At 49.8% G+C, this 19,086-nt stretch carries 13 protein-coding genes and 1 tRNA gene; 6 read left to right on the top strand and 8 right to left on the bottom strand.

From position 1 onward, the window contains the following. Position 1 precedes the first annotated feature (1 nt). Together ABV409_RS02200 and ABV409_RS02195 are read left to right on the top strand one after the other, a co-directional pair. Positions 2-463, top strand: coding sequence for a hypothetical protein (locus ABV409_RS02200; RefSeq protein WP_353875906.1), 462 nt, complete (start codon positions 2-4; stop codon positions 461-463). 52 nt (positions 464-515) lie between these two features. Further along, the gene (locus ABV409_RS02195; protein ID WP_353875905.1) at positions 516-1,940 is read left to right on the top strand and encodes an ion transporter; all 1,425 of its coding nucleotides are present in this window, start codon (positions 516-518) and stop codon (positions 1,938-1,940) included. Between the two features lie 8 nt (positions 1,941-1,948). Here the strand turns inward: ABV409_RS02195 and ABV409_RS02190 are convergent, their stop codons facing one another. The 5 genes from ABV409_RS02190 to dnaE form a co-directional block, all read right to left on the bottom strand. After that, entirely contained in the window at positions 1,949-2,764 is an 816-nt protein-coding gene (locus ABV409_RS02190; RefSeq protein ID WP_353875904.1) for an endonuclease/exonuclease/phosphatase family protein, read from the bottom strand. 421 nt (positions 2,765-3,185) lie between these two features. Next, positions 3,186-3,259: transfer RNA gene (locus ABV409_RS02185), tRNA-Asp, on the bottom strand. Positions 3,260-3,379: 120 nt separating this feature from the next. Continuing rightward, positions 3,380-4,309 carry a DUF58 domain-containing protein gene (locus ABV409_RS02180; RefSeq protein ID WP_353875903.1) on the bottom strand — a complete coding sequence of 310 codons (930 nt, stop codon included), beginning with the start codon at positions 4,307-4,309 and terminating at the stop codon, positions 3,380-3,382. Positions 4,310-4,380: 71 nt separating this feature from the next. Then, entirely contained in the window at positions 4,381-4,698 is a 318-nt protein-coding gene (gene trxA / locus ABV409_RS02175) for a thioredoxin (protein ID WP_353875902.1), read from the bottom strand. A 100-nt stretch (positions 4,699-4,798) separates the two neighbouring features. Then, positions 4,799-9,190, bottom strand: a complete 4,392-nt coding sequence (gene dnaE / locus ABV409_RS02170) for a DNA polymerase III subunit alpha (protein ID WP_353875901.1) — start codon at positions 9,188-9,190, stop codon at positions 4,799-4,801. Positions 9,191-9,400: 210 nt separating this feature from the next. On the opposite strand from dnaE, the gene ABV409_RS02165 reads away from it, so the two are divergent. The 4 genes from ABV409_RS02165 to ABV409_RS02150 are packed head-to-tail and all read left to right on the top strand — an operon-like array spanning position 9,401 to position 12,499. Continuing rightward, positions 9,401-10,015, top strand: coding sequence for a 30S ribosomal protein S16 (locus ABV409_RS02165; protein WP_353875900.1), 615 nt, complete (start codon positions 9,401-9,403; stop codon positions 10,013-10,015). Between the two features lie 12 nt (positions 10,016-10,027). Next, positions 10,028-10,555 carry a ribosome maturation factor RimM gene (gene rimM / locus ABV409_RS02160; RefSeq protein ID WP_353875899.1) on the top strand — a complete coding sequence of 176 codons (528 nt, stop codon included), beginning with the start codon at positions 10,028-10,030 and terminating at the stop codon, positions 10,553-10,555. Continuing rightward, the gene (locus tag ABV409_RS02155) at positions 10,556-11,266 is read left to right on the top strand and encodes a tRNA1(Val) (adenine(37)-N6)-methyltransferase (RefSeq protein WP_353875898.1); all 711 of its coding nucleotides are present in this window, start codon (positions 10,556-10,558) and stop codon (positions 11,264-11,266) included. 54 nt (positions 11,267-11,320) lie between these two features. Continuing rightward, on the top strand, positions 11,321-12,499 hold the full coding sequence (locus ABV409_RS02150) for an acyl-CoA dehydrogenase family protein (protein WP_353875897.1): 1,179 nt from the start codon (positions 11,321-11,323) through the stop codon (positions 12,497-12,499). Here ABV409_RS02150 and ABV409_RS02145 read toward each other — a convergent pair. From ABV409_RS02145 to dinB, 3 genes are read right to left on the bottom strand one after another with little or no spacing between them, the layout of a single operon-like run. Further along, a complete protein-coding gene (locus ABV409_RS02145; RefSeq protein ID WP_353875896.1) occupies positions 12,492-14,789 on the bottom strand; it encodes an FdhF/YdeP family oxidoreductase in 2,298 nt (765 codons plus the stop codon). The genes ABV409_RS02150 and ABV409_RS02145 overlap by 8 nt on opposite strands. 33 nt (positions 14,790-14,822) lie before the next feature. After that, a complete protein-coding gene (locus tag ABV409_RS02140) occupies positions 14,823-17,867 on the bottom strand; it encodes a DNA polymerase III subunit alpha (RefSeq protein WP_353875895.1) in 3,045 nt (1,014 codons plus the stop codon). Then, on the bottom strand, positions 17,867-19,081 hold the full coding sequence (gene dinB / locus ABV409_RS02135) for a DNA polymerase IV (RefSeq protein WP_353875894.1): 1,215 nt from the start codon (positions 19,079-19,081) through the stop codon (positions 17,867-17,869). The genes ABV409_RS02140 and dinB overlap by 1 nt, the downstream gene beginning before the upstream one ends. Positions 19,082-19,086 lie beyond the last annotated feature (5 nt).

The raw sequence follows: 19,086 nt of genomic DNA, 5'->3' as shown, positions 1-19,086 counted from the left end.
AATGAAAAATATTATACAGCTATTAATTGTCGGTATAATTGTGGGATCAATAGGTTATTTCATTGGCTGGAAGTCAGGATACAATGAAGCCGAAAAATATCAAAATCTAAAAGGAATAGAATCCATTAAATCCGATTTAAAGGAAAAAGAAATGGAATTGATTTCTTCCTTGCTAAAAGGAAAAGCAAGAATTGAAACAAAGAAGGAGGGGGGGATTTTTAATAGAAAAGAGGTCCAGTATTTCATCGCTGAAGTTAGAAATAGTTCATTGCTAGCTAAAGCAAAAGACATTGAGGTAAAAGTTATATTTCTGTCGAAGACGAAATCAGAAATTGGTGATATCGAATTTACTGTTTACGAATTTATTCAACCTGGTCAATCTAGAATCATTAGAAAAGAGGTTAATGTTTCCGATGATGTTGCAGAATTTCGTTGGAATGTTATAAATGCTCTTGCAGAGTAATAGTTTCATTTTTTATGAAAACAGCCAATCTCAACCAATAAAATCGGAGGGTTTGAAAGAATTCCTAAAATATTGGTTTCAGGACGAGGAAAACCCTAAGAGATATCTATTGGATGTTTTTATCGCTTTGATGATCATCCTGTCCATCGTACTCATCTTTTTTCAGAATGAACAGGGCTATCTAACAAAAAACTTGGAATATCTAGATGCCGCAGTACTGTTCTTTTTTATAGTTGAATATTGTATTCGCTTTTATATCTATTCTGACTTTAGAAAAGACTACCGCACAAAAGGATTGGCTTTTTCCGTTAGGCAAAAACTGGTGTGGATGGCCAAGCCATCCTCAATGATAGATTTATTGGCCATTTTGCCTTCCCTCACCTTTTTCAGGGCGTTTAGAACATTACGGTTTCTTCGATTTTTGAGATTGATTCGGTTGGTAAAAGCATTTAAAACATTCCGTGAAATTGATAAACTCAACATCATTCTTCAGGGGATGAAAGAACACAATAGGTTGTTCTCCATCTTTTTTGTCACGACCTTTTTTATTCTATTGGTATTGAGTTTTGGGTTGTATAGTGTGGAACACAAGGTAAACGAAGGAGATTTCTCCACCTTTCCCAATTCTTTCTGGTATTCCCTGGAACTTATAGAACTGGCCGATACTACCCCAAAAACTATTTTTGGAAAGCTCCTCTCCGTACTACTACTGATATTCAATATGGCCATTTTTGGATTTTTCATTTCCATCATACTCAATAAAATAACTCAAGTTATGGACGCTATCACTTCAGGAAAAATTACTCGATTGAACATTAAAAACCATATTGTCATTTGTGGGTATTCCAAATCCTCTGAAAAAGTAATTGAAGACCTTTTAAGGGAAAGGAAACACTGCAATAAAATTGTTTTGGTTACCAAAAAACCGGTTCAAGACAGAGATGGTCTTATTTATGTAAATGCAGATTATACCGATTACAACACACTAAAATTGGTAAAGATCAAACATGCTAAGTTCGCCATTGTCTTCGCTGAGTTTCATGAGAGGGATACTGTTCGCGATGTGGATTTGCGTACCGTAATGACCATTTTCCACATTGAAAAAGAGGCACCTCATATCCATACCATTGCTGAAATCAATGATGAAATGAATGCTGAAATAATTAAGGATAAGATAAAGGGCGATGAGATTCTATTCAAAGAAATGATCGATGCCAAATTAATCACGACCTGTATTGGGAATCCCAACATATCCCCAATGTTTTATCAACTTTTTGGTGATGATGGGGTTCGAGTCAAGAGTACTAGACTTTCCGAGCTTAACCTTCCGCAAACAATTCTTGTTAAAGAGATTAAATTACTCCTTTTAGAAACGAACAAAACATTGTTGGGGGTAATCGATAAAGAGAATACATCAATTCTTTCCCCTAAAAATGATATGCTTGTGGACGAGAGTTATCGGTTGGTATACTTTTAGTAAACGAATTATTCAATCTTGAATCTTAAGAAAACTGGTATATGATCCGAAATTTTTCTGGCCTGTTCTATCCGATTACAGAGTTTTACAAAATCAATAACCCCGCCATCAATTTTCTTCACCTCGATTGAATAAAAAATGTTATCTATTGGATAATTCAGGTACTCCCCACGTTTACAAGTTCTTTTTAGTGTGGTCTTTTGATTGGTAATAGTTGCTTGGTAGCCTTTGCTTTTTAACAGATCAAAAATGGGTTCTTTTTCATCCATGTTGAAATCACCAGCAATGATAAAACGGGTGCTTAAGGATTCGATAATAAAGTTTGAAAGTGCTTTGATTTCATTCTCAGGGTCCTTGTTGTACGGCCGTGAATGAAAATTGAGAATGGTCAATTTTTCGTTTCCAATGTAAAAATTCAACAAGAAGGGTTCCCTGTCAATAGCGCTATCCAATTCGGTAACCAGCCAACCTCGGTCTTTAATTTTTATGCGATGGGTCTTCCATATAAAAGCGTAGCGTTCTGTGGTGTATTTTGGGCTTATGGTAGGATCGCTAATCGCATAATCCCATTGAGCACCTTTCCGATTTAAAATATCACTCAGTTTGGCAACGGCTTGTGCTCCTCCAAATCCGGCTACGACCTCTTGAATGGCTATTATATCAGCCTCCTTGACAATTTCAGCGATTCGATTTAGTTCTTCTGCATTTTTTGTTTTTCCAAAGTCTTTGATATTCCATGAAACCAAACTGATTTCATTTTTTTGGGAAAAAATAATGGAACTGCATAGCACTAAGAGAAGAACGAGCGTTTTTCTTTTTGACATTTGGACTCGTGTTTTTGGCTAACCCAAGGTAACCATATTACCCCGGAACAATTACAGAATCCCGTAATCACTTTGCTTCACTGTTTGCAAATCCCTTTAAACGGGATTGCCACCTCGCCTTCCTCGGTGGCGGCCCAAGGGGTGGGCCTGCAAGGTTCAAAACCCCCACCAACTGCGTTGGTCGGATTTTTTGGTTTTACTACCGCAACATCAAGCGCTTGGGGCATAAAACCTATTCCAAAATTCAAAAGGGATTGCCACCTCGTTTTATCTCGGTGGCGGCCCAAGGGGTTGGGCCTACAAGGTTCAAAACCCCCACCAACTGCGTTGGTCGGATTTTTTGGTTTTACTACCACAACATCAAGCTGCTGGGCCATAAAACCAAAAAACCCCTCACCTAAGTGAAGGGTTTTGAACCTTGCGGTCTGGACGGGACTCGAACCCGCGACCCCCTGCGTGACAGGCAGGTATTCTAACCAACTGAACTACCAGACCAAGGATTTTATCTTATAAAGACTCCTGCAACAGCGGGATTCAAATCTTGTAACAGCGCTTGTGGTAAAGCGAGGGCAAATATACATTCCCTTTTCGATTTCAACAAAATTATTTTAAGGTCTAAACGAACTTTTGACGCTCGACCATAAAGGTGTTCAATACCTGCGAGAAATCAGCACCGACATCGGCCTGTACGTATTTGATCTGGTATTGGGCACATTTCAATTTCAAGGCATCGACATAGGCCTTCACTTTTTCGGCATAGCCGTCTTTGATGCTATCGGCATAGAGGTCCAAATGCTCGCCGGTCTCAACGTCGATAAAGCGCTTGGGGGCGTTGCCGAAATCGAAGTCCAATTCGGTACTGCGGTCCATCAAATGGAAGAGCACCACTTCGTGTTTGTTGTATTTCAAATGGCGCAGCGCCTCGAAGAGTTCGGCTTCATCGACTTCGGTCTGCAGCATATCGGAAAACAAAAAGACCAGGCTACGTCGTTTGATCTTTTCGGCGATCTGGTGCAGGTAGCGGTAGGTGCGGGTGCCTTTGCCCGTGGTCTTCGCACCGACCAGGCCGTTTAATTTGTTCAGCAGCATCTGGTGGTGGCGCTCGCTGCTTTTTTCGTTGATATAGAAGTTATAAGCGTCTGAATAGATGCTCAAGCCCACGGCATCACGTTGCTTTTTCAAAAGGTGCATCACCGCCGCGATGGCCAAGACCCCAAAACCGATCTTGTTGAGGTTTTGGATCGATAAGGCCCCGACTTCGGGGTAGTACATGGAGGCGGAGTCGTCCAAGATCATATGGCAGCGGAGGTTGGTCTCCTCTTCGTACCTTTTGGTGTAGAGCTTGTCGGTACGGGCGAAAAGCTTCCAGTCGATGTACTTGGTACTTTCCCCACTGTTGTAGATTTTATGCTCGGCGAACTCGGCCGAAAACCCATGGAAGGGACTCTTATGGATGCCGGTCATGAATCCCTCCACCACTTGCCCCGCCATGAGCTCGAGGTTTTGGAACAACTTGCCTTCCTGTAATTCCGACTTGATATCCATTGCCACTAAAGTAAACGAAAAAAGGCTTGGCATCTGCCAAACCTTTTTTAAAGTTTTCGTAGGTATTACGCTTACAACAAAGCGTCGATAGCGTCGGTGTACACCTTTTTCGGGGAAACCCCTACTTGGCGGTTGACGATCTCACCGTTTTGGAAAACGAGTACCGTTGGGATATTGCGAACACCGTACTTGGCGGCGAATTGCTGATTTGCATCAACATCGACCTTACCGACGACGGCCTTACCATCATATTCTTGGCTTACTTCCTCGATGATCGGACCCACCATTCTACAGGGACCACACCAAGCTGCCCAAAAATCAACCATTACGGGTTTATCACTTTTCAATACGACATCGTCAAAAGTTGCATCTGTTATTTCTAGTGCCATTGTATCTTGTTTAATATTTCGCAAAGTTAGTCAAATATCGATACGATTCCTTACCCGACCTGCATTCGTTTTGATTATCAACCTATTGGAAATCGTTATACTAATTCAGTTTGTAGTGTACCTCCTGTTCCTCCAAGGTCGACAAGAGTTCGCTACTGATGTTCACCTTCTGTTTTCGGCTCGATAGGTTCAGTTTGATTTCTTCCTGCATTTCATAAACCACGAAGTTCAAGGGGTGCTTGCCTTTATGCGAGATCAAGGTGTCTTTCAAGGCCTTGATCCGTTTTTCCTGCAGGGCCGCGATATCGAGTTTGATGGTCAGTTTTTTGGCATAGGAGTCCATGACATCCTGAAGTTGTTTGAAGTCGTTGTACTGCAAACGGGGGTCCCCTTTCTTACCGGTATCACGGTTGACCCAGCCTTCACGGACGTACACCTTACAATAGACGAAGGAATTGATCATAAAGAAATGCCGGAACTTGAGGTATTCTTCCCCGAAAATCCGGAATTCATGGGTATCGGTATAGTCTTCTAAGGTAAACAGGCCCCAACCTTTGCCATTCTTTGAAATCCGGTGCTGCACATCGGTGATCACCCCGGCAAAAGAAAGTTCCCGGTTGACATACGGATGCAGTTCGTCATTGAAGATCGATACGTTGGCGTTACAAAAGGCGGTAATCTCTTTTTTGAAATCATCGAGCGGGTGGCCCGAAATGTAAATGCCCACGACTTCCTTTTCACGCCGCAACTTTTCCATGGTGCCCCAGGTCTCACAGGGCGGTACCGTAGGCTCGGGGATCTGTACTTCACTGGCCTCGCCAAAGAGGCTGACCTGGCTTGAATTCTCGTTTTCCTGGTACTTGGCGCCGTATTTGATCACCTTTTCCAAAAAGGTCACCCCATCGCCCTCATCATGGAAGTATTGGGCGCGATGCGTACCTCCGAAGGAATCGAAACCACCGGCTAAGGCGAGGTTTTCAAAGGCCTTTTTATTGGCCGCCCGTAAATCGACGCGTTTCGCCATATCGAAAACGGAGCGAAAGCCCCCGTTTTCCTTACGGTCTTCGACAATGGCCTGAACGGCCGATCGACCGACCCCTTTGATGGCACCCATGCCAAAGCGGACCGCATTGTCTTTATTGACCGCGAATTTGTAATAGGATTCATTGACATCGGGACCGAGCACTTCGAGCCCCATGCGGCGACACTCTTCCATAAAGAAGGTGACCTGCTTGATGTCGTTCATATTGTTCGACAGCACCGCGGCCATGTATTCGGCAGGGTAGTGGGCCTTGAGGTAGGCCGTCTGATAGGCGATGTAGGCATAACAGGTCGAGTGGCTCTTGTTGAAGGCGTAGGAGGCGAAGGCTTCCCAGTCTTTCCAGATTTTTTCAAGTACCTCTTTCGGATGGCCGTTCTTTTCACCGCCTTCCAAGAATTGGGGCCGGTACTTCTGCAAGAGGGCGAAGATTTTTTTCCCCATCGCTTTCCGCAGTCCATCGGCATCACCCTTCGAAAAGTTCGCCAGTTTCTGTGACAAGCGCATCACCTGCTCTTGATAGACGGTGATCCCATAGGTGTCCTTCAGGTATTCTTCCATCTCCGGAAGGTCATAGGTGATCTCTTCCTCCCCATGTTTTCGGGCGATAAAGCTGGGGATGTATTCCATAGGTCCAGGGCGGTAGAGCGCGTTCATGGCGATGAGGTCATCAAAAACCGTGGGTTTGAGGTTTTTGAGGTGCTTTTGCATGCCAGGGGATTCGTATTGGAATATCCCCACCGTATCCCCACGTTGGAACAACTCATAGGTCTTTTCGTCGTCGAGCGGAAAGTCGTCGGGCACCAGTTCGGTACCGGTTCGGGCCTTGACGATTTTCACCGTATCCTTGATCAAGGTCAAGGTCTTCAAGCCCAAGAAGTCCATCTTCAGCAAGCCGGCACTTTCGACCACCGAGTTATCGAATTGGGTGACGTAGAGGTCGGAGTCTTTGGCGGTGGCCACCGGAACGAAATTCGTGATGTCGTCGGGGGTGATGATCACCCCACAGGCATGGATGCCGGTATTCCGCAACGAGCCTTCGAGTACCCGGGCCATATTGACCGTGCGTCCTTCAAGATCTTCACTTTCCGATATATTAAGGAGTTCGTTGACCTTTTCCAGCTCATCGGCCCGGAACATTTTTTTCAATTTCTGCTCTTCGGCCCCAAAGATCTTGGCCAGCTTGCTCATATTCGGGATGAGCTTCGCGATGCGATCGGCATCGTTCAAGGGCAGATCCAATACCCGTGCCGTATCCCGGATGGAGGACTTGGCCGCCATAGTACCGTAGGTGATGATCTGGGCCACCTGGTTGGCGCCGTATTTGTTGATCACATAGTCCATCACCTTACCACGACCCTCGTCATCGAAATCAATATCGATATCGGGCATGGATACCCGGTCGGGATTCAAAAACCGCTCGAAGAGCAGGTCGTACTTCAGGGGATCAATGTTGGTGATGCCCAGACAATAGGCCACTACCGACCCTGCGGCAGATCCCCGGCCCGGTCCGACCGAAACCCCCATATTGCGGGCCTCACGGATAAAATCCTCGACAATGAGGAAATACCCTGGGTAGCCCGAGTTTTCAATGGTCGCCAATTCGAAATCGATCCGTTCGGTGATGGCATCGGTGATCTCGCCATAACGTTTTTTGGCCCCCTCATACGAAATATGGCGGAGGTAGGCGTTTTCACCCCGTTTGCCGCCGTCGGCCTCGTCAGCTTCGACCTTGAAGCTTTCGGGAATGTCGAATTTCGGCAGCAACACCTCGCGCGCCAGGTCGTAGGGTTCGATTTTCTCTACGATTTCCTGTAGGTTGGCGATGGCTTCGGGCTGGTCCTTGAAGAGCTCCTTCATTTCGTCAGACGACTTGAAGTAGTATTCTTGGTTCGGCAGGCCGTAGCGGTAGCCGCGACCACGACCTATGGGCGTGGTGACTTTCTCACCGTCCTTGACACAAAGCAGGATGTCATGGGCCTCCGCATCGTCTTTCGACCCGTAATAGGTATTGTTGGTGGCCACCAGTTTGACTTGGTGTTTCTTGGCGAATTCACGCAATACTTGGTTGACCCGGTTTTCATCCTCTTGGCCATGTCGCATGGTTTCCAAATAGAAATCGGCCCCGAAGGCCTCCTTCCACCAGAGCAAAGCCTCCTCGGCCTGGCGTTCGCCAACGTTCAGGATCTTGGCGGGGATTTCCCCATAGAGGTTGCCCGACAGTACGATGACATCCTCCTTGTATTTTTTGATGACCTCCTTATCGATTCGGGGTACGTAATAGAACCCATCGGTATAGGCGATCGACGACATCTTGGCCAGGTTGTGGTAGCCGTTTTTGTTCTTGGCCAACAGCACGATCTGGTAGCCGTAGTCTTTGACGTTCTTATTGGTGTGGTCTTCACAAACGTAGAACTCGCAACCGATGATGGGGGTGAGTTCTTGTAATTCGACATCGCCGTTTTCCGATTCGTTTTCTTGTTCTTGTTGTTCGCGAACCGCCTTGTTATGGGCTTTGACTTCCTTAACGAAGTGAAAGGCGCCCATCATATTGGCGTGGTCGGTAATCGCCACGGCCGGCATCTTTGCGGCAGCGGCCTTGCTCACCAATTCTTTGGTACTCATGGTCGATTGCAAGACCGAGAACTGGGTGTGGTTGTGCAGGTGCACGAAATCGAGCTCCGTCAGGTCCTGCGCCTCCGCGCCATCCGTGTCCGCATCCGAATCGCCGGTAGCGTTCTCCCAAAGGGCATCGGCCAATTTTTTCGAGGCCGCCTTTAAATTGGTATGGGTGAGACCGACCAGGGCTATGGTTTCAGGGTTGTGCTCCTCGAAATTTTCGAAATAACCCACGGTGGCGTGTAGCTCGTCAAGCGAGTAATGTCGCTTGCGCACCAGTTCCAAGAAACACCGGGTGGTGGCTTCGACATCCGCAGTGGCGTTGTGCGCTTCGGCAAAAGGTTCACCGAACAAGTATTCGTGCAATTCGGTCAGGGTGGGCAGTTTGAACTTGCCACCACGTCCACCGGGAATGCGGCACAATTCGGCCGTGGCCTCCGTACAGGTATCCAACACGGGCATTTCGGCCATGCGGTTGGCCATGCCCATTCGGTGGAATTCGCAACCAATGATATTGATATCGAAATCGACGTTTTGGCCGACCACGAAGGTCGCACGCTCCAAGTCGCCCTGGAACTGCTGTAAGACCTCCTGCAATTCGCGTCCTTCCGCCTCGGCCAGGGCCGTGGAAATACCGTGGATCTGCTCCGACTCATAGGGAATATTGTATCCGTCAGGTCGGATCAAGGCATCGTGATGGGCAATGAGTCGGCCCATATCATCATGCAACTGCCAAGCCAGCTGCACGCATCGTGGCCAGTTGTCGGTGTCGGTGATCGGGGCATCCCATCGTTTGGGCAAGCCTGTGGTTTCGGTATCGAAAATCAGGTACATAGAACCGTTGCGTCTAGTATTGGGTGAATGGCTAAAATTAGGGAAAACACCCCTGCCCGAAAAATGGAGTTGTAAAGACTTATCAACCTCAAAATTTTAGCCAATTCATTGGTAATTATGACAATTAGTGTATTTTTGCATCCGCTTTTACGATAAAGCGAATAAAAAGAATTAATAACCTGGGTCGGGCACCCTACAAATTAATGTGATATGCCAGTAAAGATTAGATTGCAACGCCACGGTAAAAAAGGAAAACCATTCTATTGGATCGTTGCCGCGGATTCCCGTTCAAAAAGAGATGGAAAGTTTTTGGAAAAATTGGGTACGTATAACCCCAATACCAACCCTGCTGCCATCAACCTCAATGTAGACAATTCCGTAAAGTGGTTGCAAAACGGCGCCCAGCCGACCGATACCGCCCGTGCGATTTTGAGCTACAAAGGCGTGATGTTGAAAAAACACCTGCTAGGTGGTGTTGCCAAAGGGGCGTTCTCCGCTGAAGAAGCCGAAAAGAAATTCAACGCTTGGTTGGAAGAAAAAGAAAAAGGAATCCAATCGAAGAAAGACGGTTTGGACAAAGCCAAGGAAGATGCCAAGGCTAAAGCTTTGGAAGCTGAAAAGGAATTCAGTGACAAACGTGCAGCTGCCGCCCTTCCTGAAGTCGAAGAAGTAGAAGAGGCTGTCGAAGAAGTTGCCGCCGAAGCTGCCGAAGAAGCCGTTGAGGCCACTGCCGAGGCTACCGAGGAAGCCCCAGCTGCCGAAGCCGCTGAAGAAGCTCCTGCTGCCGAAGCCACTGAAGAGGCTGCTTCGAAAGAAGAAGAGTAAAAAGACGGAACGATGACCCAGGAAGAGTGTTTCTACCTCGGTAAAGTCGTCTCGAAATACAGTTTTAAGGGAGAGGTATTGGTCAAAATCGATACCGATGATCCCGAAGATTACATCGGAATGGAATCAGTGTTTGTCGAAATCGGGCAAAACCTGGTTCCATTTTTTTTGGAGCGCTGCCAGCTCCATAAATCCCAGTTGCTACGGATCCGATTTGAAGATATCGACGATGAAGCCACGGCCAACGGGCTTATCGGGGCCAAGTTGTACCTGCCCTTATCGTTGTTGCCCAAACTTTCGGGCAACAAGTTTTACTACCACGAGGTCATCGGCTTTGAAATGATCGATGCCGTTCACGGACCGATCGGACGCATCGAATCGGTCAACGACAGCGCCGCCCAGGTACTGTTCGAGGTCAAGAAAGGGGATAAGGAATTGCTCATTCCCGTCAATGACGATATCATCGAAAACGTCGATCGTGAAAACAAAAGGGTGCATGTCAAGACCCCCGAAGGTTTGGTCGATCTCTATCTCAGCTGAATGCACCGGCCGTTCCGATTCAAACAATTTCAGGTCGCCCAAGATCGAACCGCCATGAAGGTGGGCACCGATGGGGTATTGCTCGGAGCCTGGACGGATATCAGTGAAGCCGACTCCATTTTGGACATCGGTGCGGGTACCGGTCTTATTGCGCTCATGCTGGCGCAGCGATCAACGGCCGAGACCATTGATGCCCTTGAAATCGACGCCGACGCTTTTGAGCAATGCGTTGAAAACTTCGAGGCCTCCACATGGGGTGACCGCCTCTTCTGTTACCATGCGGCACTACAAGAATTCGTGGGGGAAATCGATGATTCGTTCGATTTGATCGTATCGAATCCGCCTTTTTATTCGGAAGGGATGATGAGTGGCGATACCCAACGGGATCAAGCACGACAAAACGACTTTCTCCCATTCGACGTCTTGATCAACGGCGCTGCCCAATTGCTTGCTCCGCAGGGAAGCTTCGCGGTGGTGGTACCTTATTCGGAATACGAAAACTTCGTCGCACTTGCGGAAGCCGTGAAACTTTATCCGAATCGCGTTACCCATGTCAAGGGAAACCCGGATGTGCCTTTCAAGCGAAGTTTGCTTCAATTTTCCCGTACTAAAATGCCTTTGGAACCGGCGGAATTGATCATCGAAACCGAACGGCATCGCTATACCGAAGCCTATACCACATTGACCCGCGACTTTTATTTAAAAATGTAACAATCGGCGGGTGAATTGTTAGGTTTCGTAGTACCTTTGGGAAAATTTTTTGGCATGAAACCGGATTTGTTCGAAGCTCCCGATTATTACAACCTGGATGACCTCTTGTCTGAAGAACACCTATTGGTGCGCGATGCGGCCCGACAATGGGTAAAACGCGATGTCTCACCCATCATCGAAGACTACGCCCAAAAAGCCGAATTCCCCAAAGAGATCCTTGGGGGCTTGGCTGAAATCGGTGCTTTCGGACCTTATATTCCTGAGGAATACGGTGGTGCGGGACTAGATCAGATCAGCTACGGATTGATCATGCAAGAAATCGAACGCGGCGATAGCGGGGTGCGGTCTACCGCTTCCGTGCAATCGTCTTTGGTCATGTACCCGATCTATGCCTATGGCAATGAGGAACAACGCCAAAAATACCTGCCCAAATTGGCTACCGGCGAATGGATGGGCTGTTTCGGACTGACCGAACCCAACCACGGGTCCAATCCGGGTGGGATGGAAACCAAGTATAAGGATATGGGTGACCACTACCTCTTGAACGGGGCCAAATTGTGGATTTCGAACTCGCCTTTCGCCGATATCGCGGTCGTTTGGGCCAAGAATGAGGAAGGCCGGATCCATGGTTTGATCGTGGAGCGTGGAATGGAAGGGTTTTCGACCCCTGAGACCCACAACAAATGGTCGTTGCGCGCTTCGGCTACCGGAGAGCTCATTTTCGATAATGTCAAGGTACCCAAAGAAAATCTCTTAACCGGGAAAACCGGTCTTGGGGCACCCCTGGGTTGTCTGGATTCAGCACGCTACGGCATCGCATGGGGCGCCATTGGGGCGGCCATGGATTGCTACGATACCGCCCTGCGTTACGCCAAAGAACGCATCCAATTCGGGAAGCCCATCGCGGCCACCCAATTGCAGCAAAAGAAATTGGCCGAAATGATCACCGAGATCACCAAGGCCCAATTGTTGGCCTTCCGTTTGGGGCAACTCAAAAACGAGGGTCGGGCGACTACCGCTCAGATTTCGATGGCGAAACGGAACAATGTCGATATGGCCATTAAGATCGCCCGTGAAGCACGTCAAGTATTGGGCGGCATGGGGATCACCGGCGAGTACAGCATCATGCGTCACATGATGAACTTGGAAAGTGTCATTACCTACGAAGGCACCCACGACATCCACCTTTTGATTACCGGTGCCGATATCACGGGCATGCCGGCCTTTAAGTAGCCGAAACGACCTTGACCTGGATCGATTTGCTGATCGGGGTCCTGCTTTTGGCCGCGAATCGGTTGTGGGGTACCAACACATTGGTTTCTGGAAAATAAGCCGCCAAGTTACGCTTCGGGATGGCGTATGGGATGACCAAAAAGTTTTTGGCCACCCGTTCGACACCGTCGTAGTTGCTGATCAGATGTACCTTGTCTTTGGTGCGCACCCCTAAAAGTTCCATATCCGCTTCATGCATGAACAAGACCCTGCGCTCATTAAAAACGCCGCGGTACCGATCATGAAGGCCGTAAATCGTGGTATTGAACTGGTCGTGTGATCGAATCGTCATCAGTAGGAATCCGTCTTCGGCCAAATCATGTTCGGGCGGTTCGTTTAGGGTGAACTGCGCTCTTCCGCCCGGGAGCTTTGAAAAATCACGTTCGCGGACGTTATTGGGCAGGTAATAACCCGACCCTACCGATCGGTTTTGGGTGTCTTCAAAGCCTTTGGCCACGACATCGATCTTGGTTCGGATGCGTTCGTAATCGTTGCGCATCGCCGACCAATCCATGGGGTGCCCGTCTTTGAAATAGGCATCGGCGATGGAGGCGATGATGTCGATCTCACTCTTTAAGGCATCCGAGGCGGGTTTGAACAAGCCTTTGGATCGGTGCACCTTGCCCATGCTGTTCTCAACGGTAACGAATTGTTCCTTCCCCTTTTTATGGTCCTTTTCCGAACGCCCGATGGTGGGCAAGATCAAAGCGGTCTGGCCGGTGACCAAATGGCTGCGGTTCAACTTGGTACTGACCTGTACCGTCAAGCGACATTGGCGTAGGGCCTCGGCGGTGTATTCGGTGTCTGGGGCCGCCATTAAGAAATTGCCCCCCAGGGCCATAAAGAAGGAGGCCTTTTTTTGGTGCATGGCCGAAATCGCCGCCACGGTGTCATAACCGTCTTCGGTCGGCGGGCTGAACCCCAAGTGTTTTTCAATGCGTGCGTTCAATGTCGGGTCTACGGTATGGACAATACCCACACTGCGATCGCCCTGCACATTGCTGTGCCCACGAACAGGGCAGGTGCCGGCATGCGGTTTGCCGAGGGCGCCTTTCAATAAGAGGAGGTTGACGAATTCTTGGATGTTGGCCACCCCGTTGGCATGTTGGGTAAGGCCCATGGCCCAGCAAACCACGATCTTGCTCTTGGAGGCCAAGAGTTCGACGGTACGGTCGATGGCTTCTTGGGATATTCCACAACGTGCTATGAGGTCGGCTTCCGAATAGCGGTCAAGGTCGGCCATGAGGGCATCGTAGCCATGGGTATAGGTTTCGATAAAGGCGTGGTCGAACACGGCCCCGGTCTCGAGATCCAGAGCCCGTAGTTTTTTGAGGAGGAGTTTGACCAAGGGAATGTCTTGGTTGATCTTGACCGGAAGGTGGATGTCGGCCAGATTTTGCCCCGACCCTAGCAGGCCTTTGAACGATTTGGGGTCCTTGAAATGGACCAAGCCCGATTCGCGCAGGGGGTTGATGCTGATGATGCTGCCCCCGTTTTCCTTGCACTTTTCAAGGGCGCTGAGCATGCGGGGGTGGTTGGTGCCCGGGTTTTGTCCGGCCACGATGACCACTTCGGCGCCATAGAGGTCATCCAAGGTGACGGACCCCTTGCCGATGCCCAAGGTGTTCCCCAGGGCGACGCCACTTGATTCATGGCACATATTCGAACAGTCGGGGAGGTTGTTGGTACCCAAGGCCCGGGCGAACATGCCGTACAGAAAGGCCGCCTCATTACTCGATCGGCCCGAGGTGTAAAAAATGGCCTCGTCGGGTCGCTGCAGTCCGTGGAGGGTATCGGCGATGCATTGAAAGGCATCGGACCACGAAATGGGTTGGTAGTGGGTATGTTCGGGCAACAACACCATGGGTTCGGTCAACCTTCCGAAGCTGTTGATCTCGTAATCGGTAAGGAGCGACAGGGCTTCGACCGAATGCGTTTTAAAGAATTCGGCATCGATTCGTTTGGTGGTGGCCTCATCGGCCAAGGCCTTGGCCCCGTTTTCGCAATATTCGGCCACACGGGAAGGGGTTTCCGGATCGGGCCAGGCACAACTGGGGCAGTCGAAGCCCTCCTTTTGGTTCATTTTGAGTAGGCCCTGCATGGAGCGCACCACCCCCATTTCCTTAAAGCTGTGTTTCAAAGCCTGTTGGATGCCCGGCCCGCCCGCGGCATAGGGGGTCGGTGTTTTCAAGCGCAGGTCGGTCAAGTCGTCGGGTCCGGTCGCCGACACGTTTCGTTTGGTTTTGGCCATACTTAAAAGTAAGCGAATTTTTCAAACCCTTGCCTAGGGAATCGGGGGGTCGGACTCTTCGTTGCGTTCCTTTTTCCGGGCCTTGGCTTTTTTGGCATCCCAGACCTTGGTGCTGGCTTTCACTTCGGCATATCTGGGGTCTTGGATGTAGTCTTGCTTCTGCATTTTAATGGTCTCGATGCTCAAGAAACCGAATTCACTCACCACTTTACCATAAAAACGGTAAATGCCCCGGCCCCGAAACGGATAGGCCGCCGCGACGGGTGGAAACAGCACGGTGTCGAAGACCTCGCCCCGCTGATCGATCAGGGTAGCGAAGTACATCCGCTTGCCGGTATGGGTACTGGTGTTCTTGACGGTAACCAGATAGCCGTAAATATCGATCCGCTTGTTGAGGTAGCGTTTCAGATCGCGCTGCCCGTTGCTGTTTTCGGGCGGTTTGGTCAACAAGGTGAAGGGGCTACAGAGCGCGAAACCCAATAGTTCCCATTGTTCGAAAGCGGTCTCGAGCTCGGTGGTCGAGAGCTGGGGGATCTTGAATTTTCGGTGCTTGGGCGGAAAGAGTTTGGGGTGTTCCATCCGCTTGTTTCCCGAGCTGGTCAGGTGCGCTTTCCAGAGGAGGCGGTGTTTATTGATCCCGGTAAAGCGGAAAGCGTCGATACGGATCAAGATGGCCAACTGTTCCATGGCGATGGGGACCCGGTCGATGAAGTCTTCCAGGGAATGGAATTTTCCGTGGGCATGCCGTTCGATGACGATCCGCTTCATCACCCGCTCTTCGAGCTCGCGCAGGTACATGAACCCGAGGTAGAGGTGGGTGCCGTAGATGACGTTGAGGGCATCGCTTCGGTTTACGCAGGGCGGGTGTATGCTGGCCCCCAGCATGCGGGCCTCGTGTACGTAGAATTCGGCCCGATAGAACCCGCCGCCATTGTTGAGTACGGCCACCATATATTCCAACGGAAAATAGGCCCGTAAGAAGAGGCTTTGATAGCTTTCGACGGCATAGGAGGCCGAGTGCCCCTTGGCAAAGGCGTAACCGGCAAAACTGGCGACCTGCTCCCATACTTCGTCGACCAGACTTTCGGGATAGCCTTTTTGGAGGCAGTTGGTCCGGAATTTCGTCTTTACCTTTTCGAATTCGGCCCGCGAACGGAACTTACCGCTCATGCCCCGTCGCAAGACGTCGGCCTCACCCAGGTCGAGACCCGCGAAATGATGGGCGACCTTGATCACATCTTCTTGATACACCATAATGCCATAGGTTTCGGGCATGATGTCGAGCATGACCGGATGGCCCTTTTCTTCCGTCCTTCCCGGATGGCGGTGCCTTAGGATGTATTCGCGCATCATCCCACTTTTCGAAACCCCCGGACGGATGATCGAACTGGCCGCCACCAGCCCCAGGTAGTTATCGACCTGCAGTTTCAGCAACAGCATCCGCATGGCCGGCGATTCCACATAAAAACACCCCATACACTGCGCCGTCTTGACCAGGTTATTGATGATGGGATCTTGGTAAAAGCGCTTGACGTCGTGAATGTCGAAACCCGATTTTTCAGGTTGGTTGTACCCGACGATGGCGATGGCGTCTTTGATTTTTCCCAATCCCCTTTGGGCAAGGATATCGAATTTGTATAGTCCGACATCCTCGGCGATGACCATATCGAAGTGAACGGTCTCAAAGCCTTTGGGGGGTAAAAAGGTGCTTGAAAACCAGTGAAGGGGTTTCTCACTGATCAAGATGCCACTGGCGTGTACGCTCACGTAATTGGGCATGCCGCGGATCAACTTGCCATAACTGATGACGAGGCGCGAGATATGGTCCAGTTTATTTGGGATCTGCCCACTGCTGAGCAGATCGATCTCGGCTTTGGGGAGGCCGAACACCTTGCCCAATTCGCGAATGACCCCCTTGTCCTTAAAGGTCACATAGGTGCCCACCAAGGCCACATGGGCGAAGCGGTCAAAGATGTATTGGGTCATTTCTTGACGGTCGCGCCACGAGAAATCAATGTCGAAATCGGGAGGGTTGACCCGATACAGGTTGATAAAGCGTTCGAAGTAGAGGTCGAGGTCTATGGGGTCGACATCGGTAATGTATAAGAGGTAGGCGACGATGCTATTGGCCCCACTGCCACGACCAACGTAGAAAAACCCCCGTTTTCGGGCTTCCGAAACGATGTCCCAATTGATCAGGAAATAGGAAACGAAGCCCATCTCCTTGATGATGCGGAGTTCTTTCGCCAAGCGTTCGGTAATGGTTTCGGTAATGCGCTCATAGCGCTTGGGGAGCCCCTTCATGCATAGGGCCTCCAACAAGGCACCGTCTTCTTCTTGACTGGCGGTATAGGTCTTGAGGTTTTGGGGTTTTCTTTGGTTTGAAAAATCGAATTGGATGCCGCACCGATCCAATAAGTCTTGGGTGTTTTCGAGAATATGCCGGTGCTCGGCGAAGGCTTCGACCAGGGTTTCGATCGGGTACATTTTCTCTTCTTCATCGCCGACCTCGCTTTCGTCAAGGCGGCTGAGCAAGACGTTGTTGTCGATGGCCCTGAGCAGGCGGTGGGCGTTGAAATCCCTTTTGTTGCGAAAGGTCACCGGCTGTTGCACCACCAAGCGATCGCGATGCCGCTTGATTCTCGAAAAGGGGAGCTTGCGCAGGTTGCGTATCGAAATGCCGATGTACTCATGGGGTAGGAACTCCTGCTGTTCGTTCAAGAGAACGTTTTCAAAAGGATAGACCACCACCGCATTTTCGAACAACGGGGCCCGTTGGGGAATGGCAAGCTGCTGGCCCAGATGCTGCGATAGAAAGCGGTTGAGTTCTTGGTAGCCCGCATTGTTTTTGGCGATCCCGATAAAACAGGGTTCGGCCCCGTTCCTGAAGTCGATGCCCAATATCGGACGTATGCCATACTTCGGGGCCTCCCTTACGAAGTTCAGGCAGGCCGAGGTATTGTTGATGTCGGTGAGTACGATTTGCTTCACCTGGTTCTGCTGGGCCAGTTCGAGTAAGGCTTGCTCAGAGAAGGTGCCGTAGCGCAGGCTGTAATAGGTGTGGCAATTCAGGTACATTACTGTTTTCTATGGGCCAAGACGACCGGGGGTTCCCCATTGAAGGGGTTGTGCATTCTTCCTATGGTCTTGGCGCCCATGGCCGAAGCCCTGAATACGCTGCGGTCGCCAAAGCGGTTGCGTACATGGTCCATCGCCTTATAGAGGTTCAGGGCCGCTTCGGTGTCGTCGAAGAGGTTGATCTGGTAGTTGCCCGAGACCAGATGGCTGAAACGGATGCCCACCAGACGCACCAGCATCCGTTTGTTGTACAAGGTACTGAACAGCGCCATGATCTTCGGAATCAGGATGTGGTCGGCACTGGTGTACGGAATACGGAGTTGTTTCGAATAGGTGTTGAAATCGGAATAGCGGATCTTTACCGTGATGCAGGCCGTCAATTTGTTGCCCCTGCGCAGCTGATAGGCCAAGTTTTCGGTCATCGCCATCAAGATACCCTTCAGCTTGATCACATCGATGGTGTCTTTGTCGAAGGTACGCTCGGTTGAGATCGACTTTCGGTCATGGAACGGGATGACGGGGGTATTGTCGATACCGTTGGCCCGTTTCCAGATCAAGCTGCCGTTGGCGCCCAAGACGCGTTGCATGATGTCCATAGGCATTTTTTGGACGGTCTTTACCTGACGGATCCCCAAATTCCTGAGGGTCTGATAGGTCTTATCGCCCACCATGGGGATTTTCTTGATCGACAACGGGGCCAAGAAAGGCTTTTCAAGGCCGAGATCGATCTTCAGTTGGTTGTTGGGCTTTGCCTCGTTGGTAGCGACTTTCGAGACTACTTTGTTGACCGAAAGCCCAAAGGAAATCGGCAGCCCGGTCTCTTTGATGATCTTTTGCCGCAATTCGGAAGCATAGCGGTAGCAACCGAAGAAACGATCCATTCCGGAGAGGTCGGCATAAAACTCATCGATGCTCGATTTTTCGAAAAGCGGTACCCATTCCTTGATGATCTCGGTAACCGTATCGGAGTGTTTGCTGTAGGTGCCGGCATTGCCCCGAATGACCTTGGCCTCGGGGCAGAGCTCCTTGGCCATTTTCATGGGCATTCCCGAATGGATGCCATAGCCCCGGGTCTCATAGCTGCATGCCGCGACCACCCCGCGATCACTGGTGCCCCCGACCAATAACGGCTTGTGCTTCAGCTCAGGGTTGATCAGGCGTTCGACCGACACGTAAAAGGTGTCGAGGTCCATATGTAGAATGGTCTTGCTCACTATCC

This window comes from Flagellimonas algarum (assembly GCF_040513375.1).
GTDB lineage: Bacteria > Bacteroidota > Bacteroidia > Flavobacteriales > Flavobacteriaceae > Flagellimonas_B > Flagellimonas_B algarum.
The sequence above is the reverse complement of the archived record's forward strand: the minus strand, read 5'-3'. Positions and strand labels throughout refer to the sequence as shown.

Bases quoted from the DNA above. Each gene is read 5' to 3' on its own strand.
- ABV409_RS02200 (WP_353875906.1), top strand. From the start codon at position 2: ATGAAAAATATTATACAGCTATTAATTGTCGGTATAATTGTGGGATCA.
- ABV409_RS02180 (WP_353875903.1), bottom strand. From the start codon at position 4,309: ATGGATATCAAGTCGGAATTACAGGAAGGCAAGTTGTTCCAAAACCTC.
- ABV409_RS02165 (WP_353875900.1), top strand. From the start codon at position 9,401: ATGCCAGTAAAGATTAGATTGCAACGCCACGGTAAAAAAGGAAAACCA.
- ABV409_RS02155 (WP_353875898.1), top strand. From the start codon at position 10,556: ATGCACCGGCCGTTCCGATTCAAACAATTTCAGGTCGCCCAAGATCGA.
- ABV409_RS02190 (WP_353875904.1), bottom strand. From the start codon at position 2,764: ATGTCAAAAAGAAAAACGCTCGTTCTTCTCTTAGTGCTATGCAGTTCC.
- ABV409_RS02150 (WP_353875897.1), top strand. From the start codon at position 11,321: ATGAAACCGGATTTGTTCGAAGCTCCCGATTATTACAACCTGGATGAC.
- rimM (WP_353875899.1), top strand. From the start codon at position 10,028: ATGACCCAGGAAGAGTGTTTCTACCTCGGTAAAGTCGTCTCGAAATAC.
- ABV409_RS02145 (WP_353875896.1), bottom strand. From the start codon at position 14,789: ATGGCCAAAACCAAACGAAACGTGTCGGCGACCGGACCCGACGACTTG.
- ABV409_RS02140 (WP_353875895.1), bottom strand. From the start codon at position 17,867: ATGTACCTGAATTGCCACACCTATTACAGCCTGCGCTACGGCACCTTC.
- trxA (WP_353875902.1), bottom strand. From the start codon at position 4,698: ATGGCACTAGAAATAACAGATGCAACTTTTGACGATGTCGTATTGAAA.
- dnaE (WP_353875901.1), bottom strand. From the start codon at position 9,190: ATGTACCTGATTTTCGATACCGAAACCACAGGCTTGCCCAAACGATGG.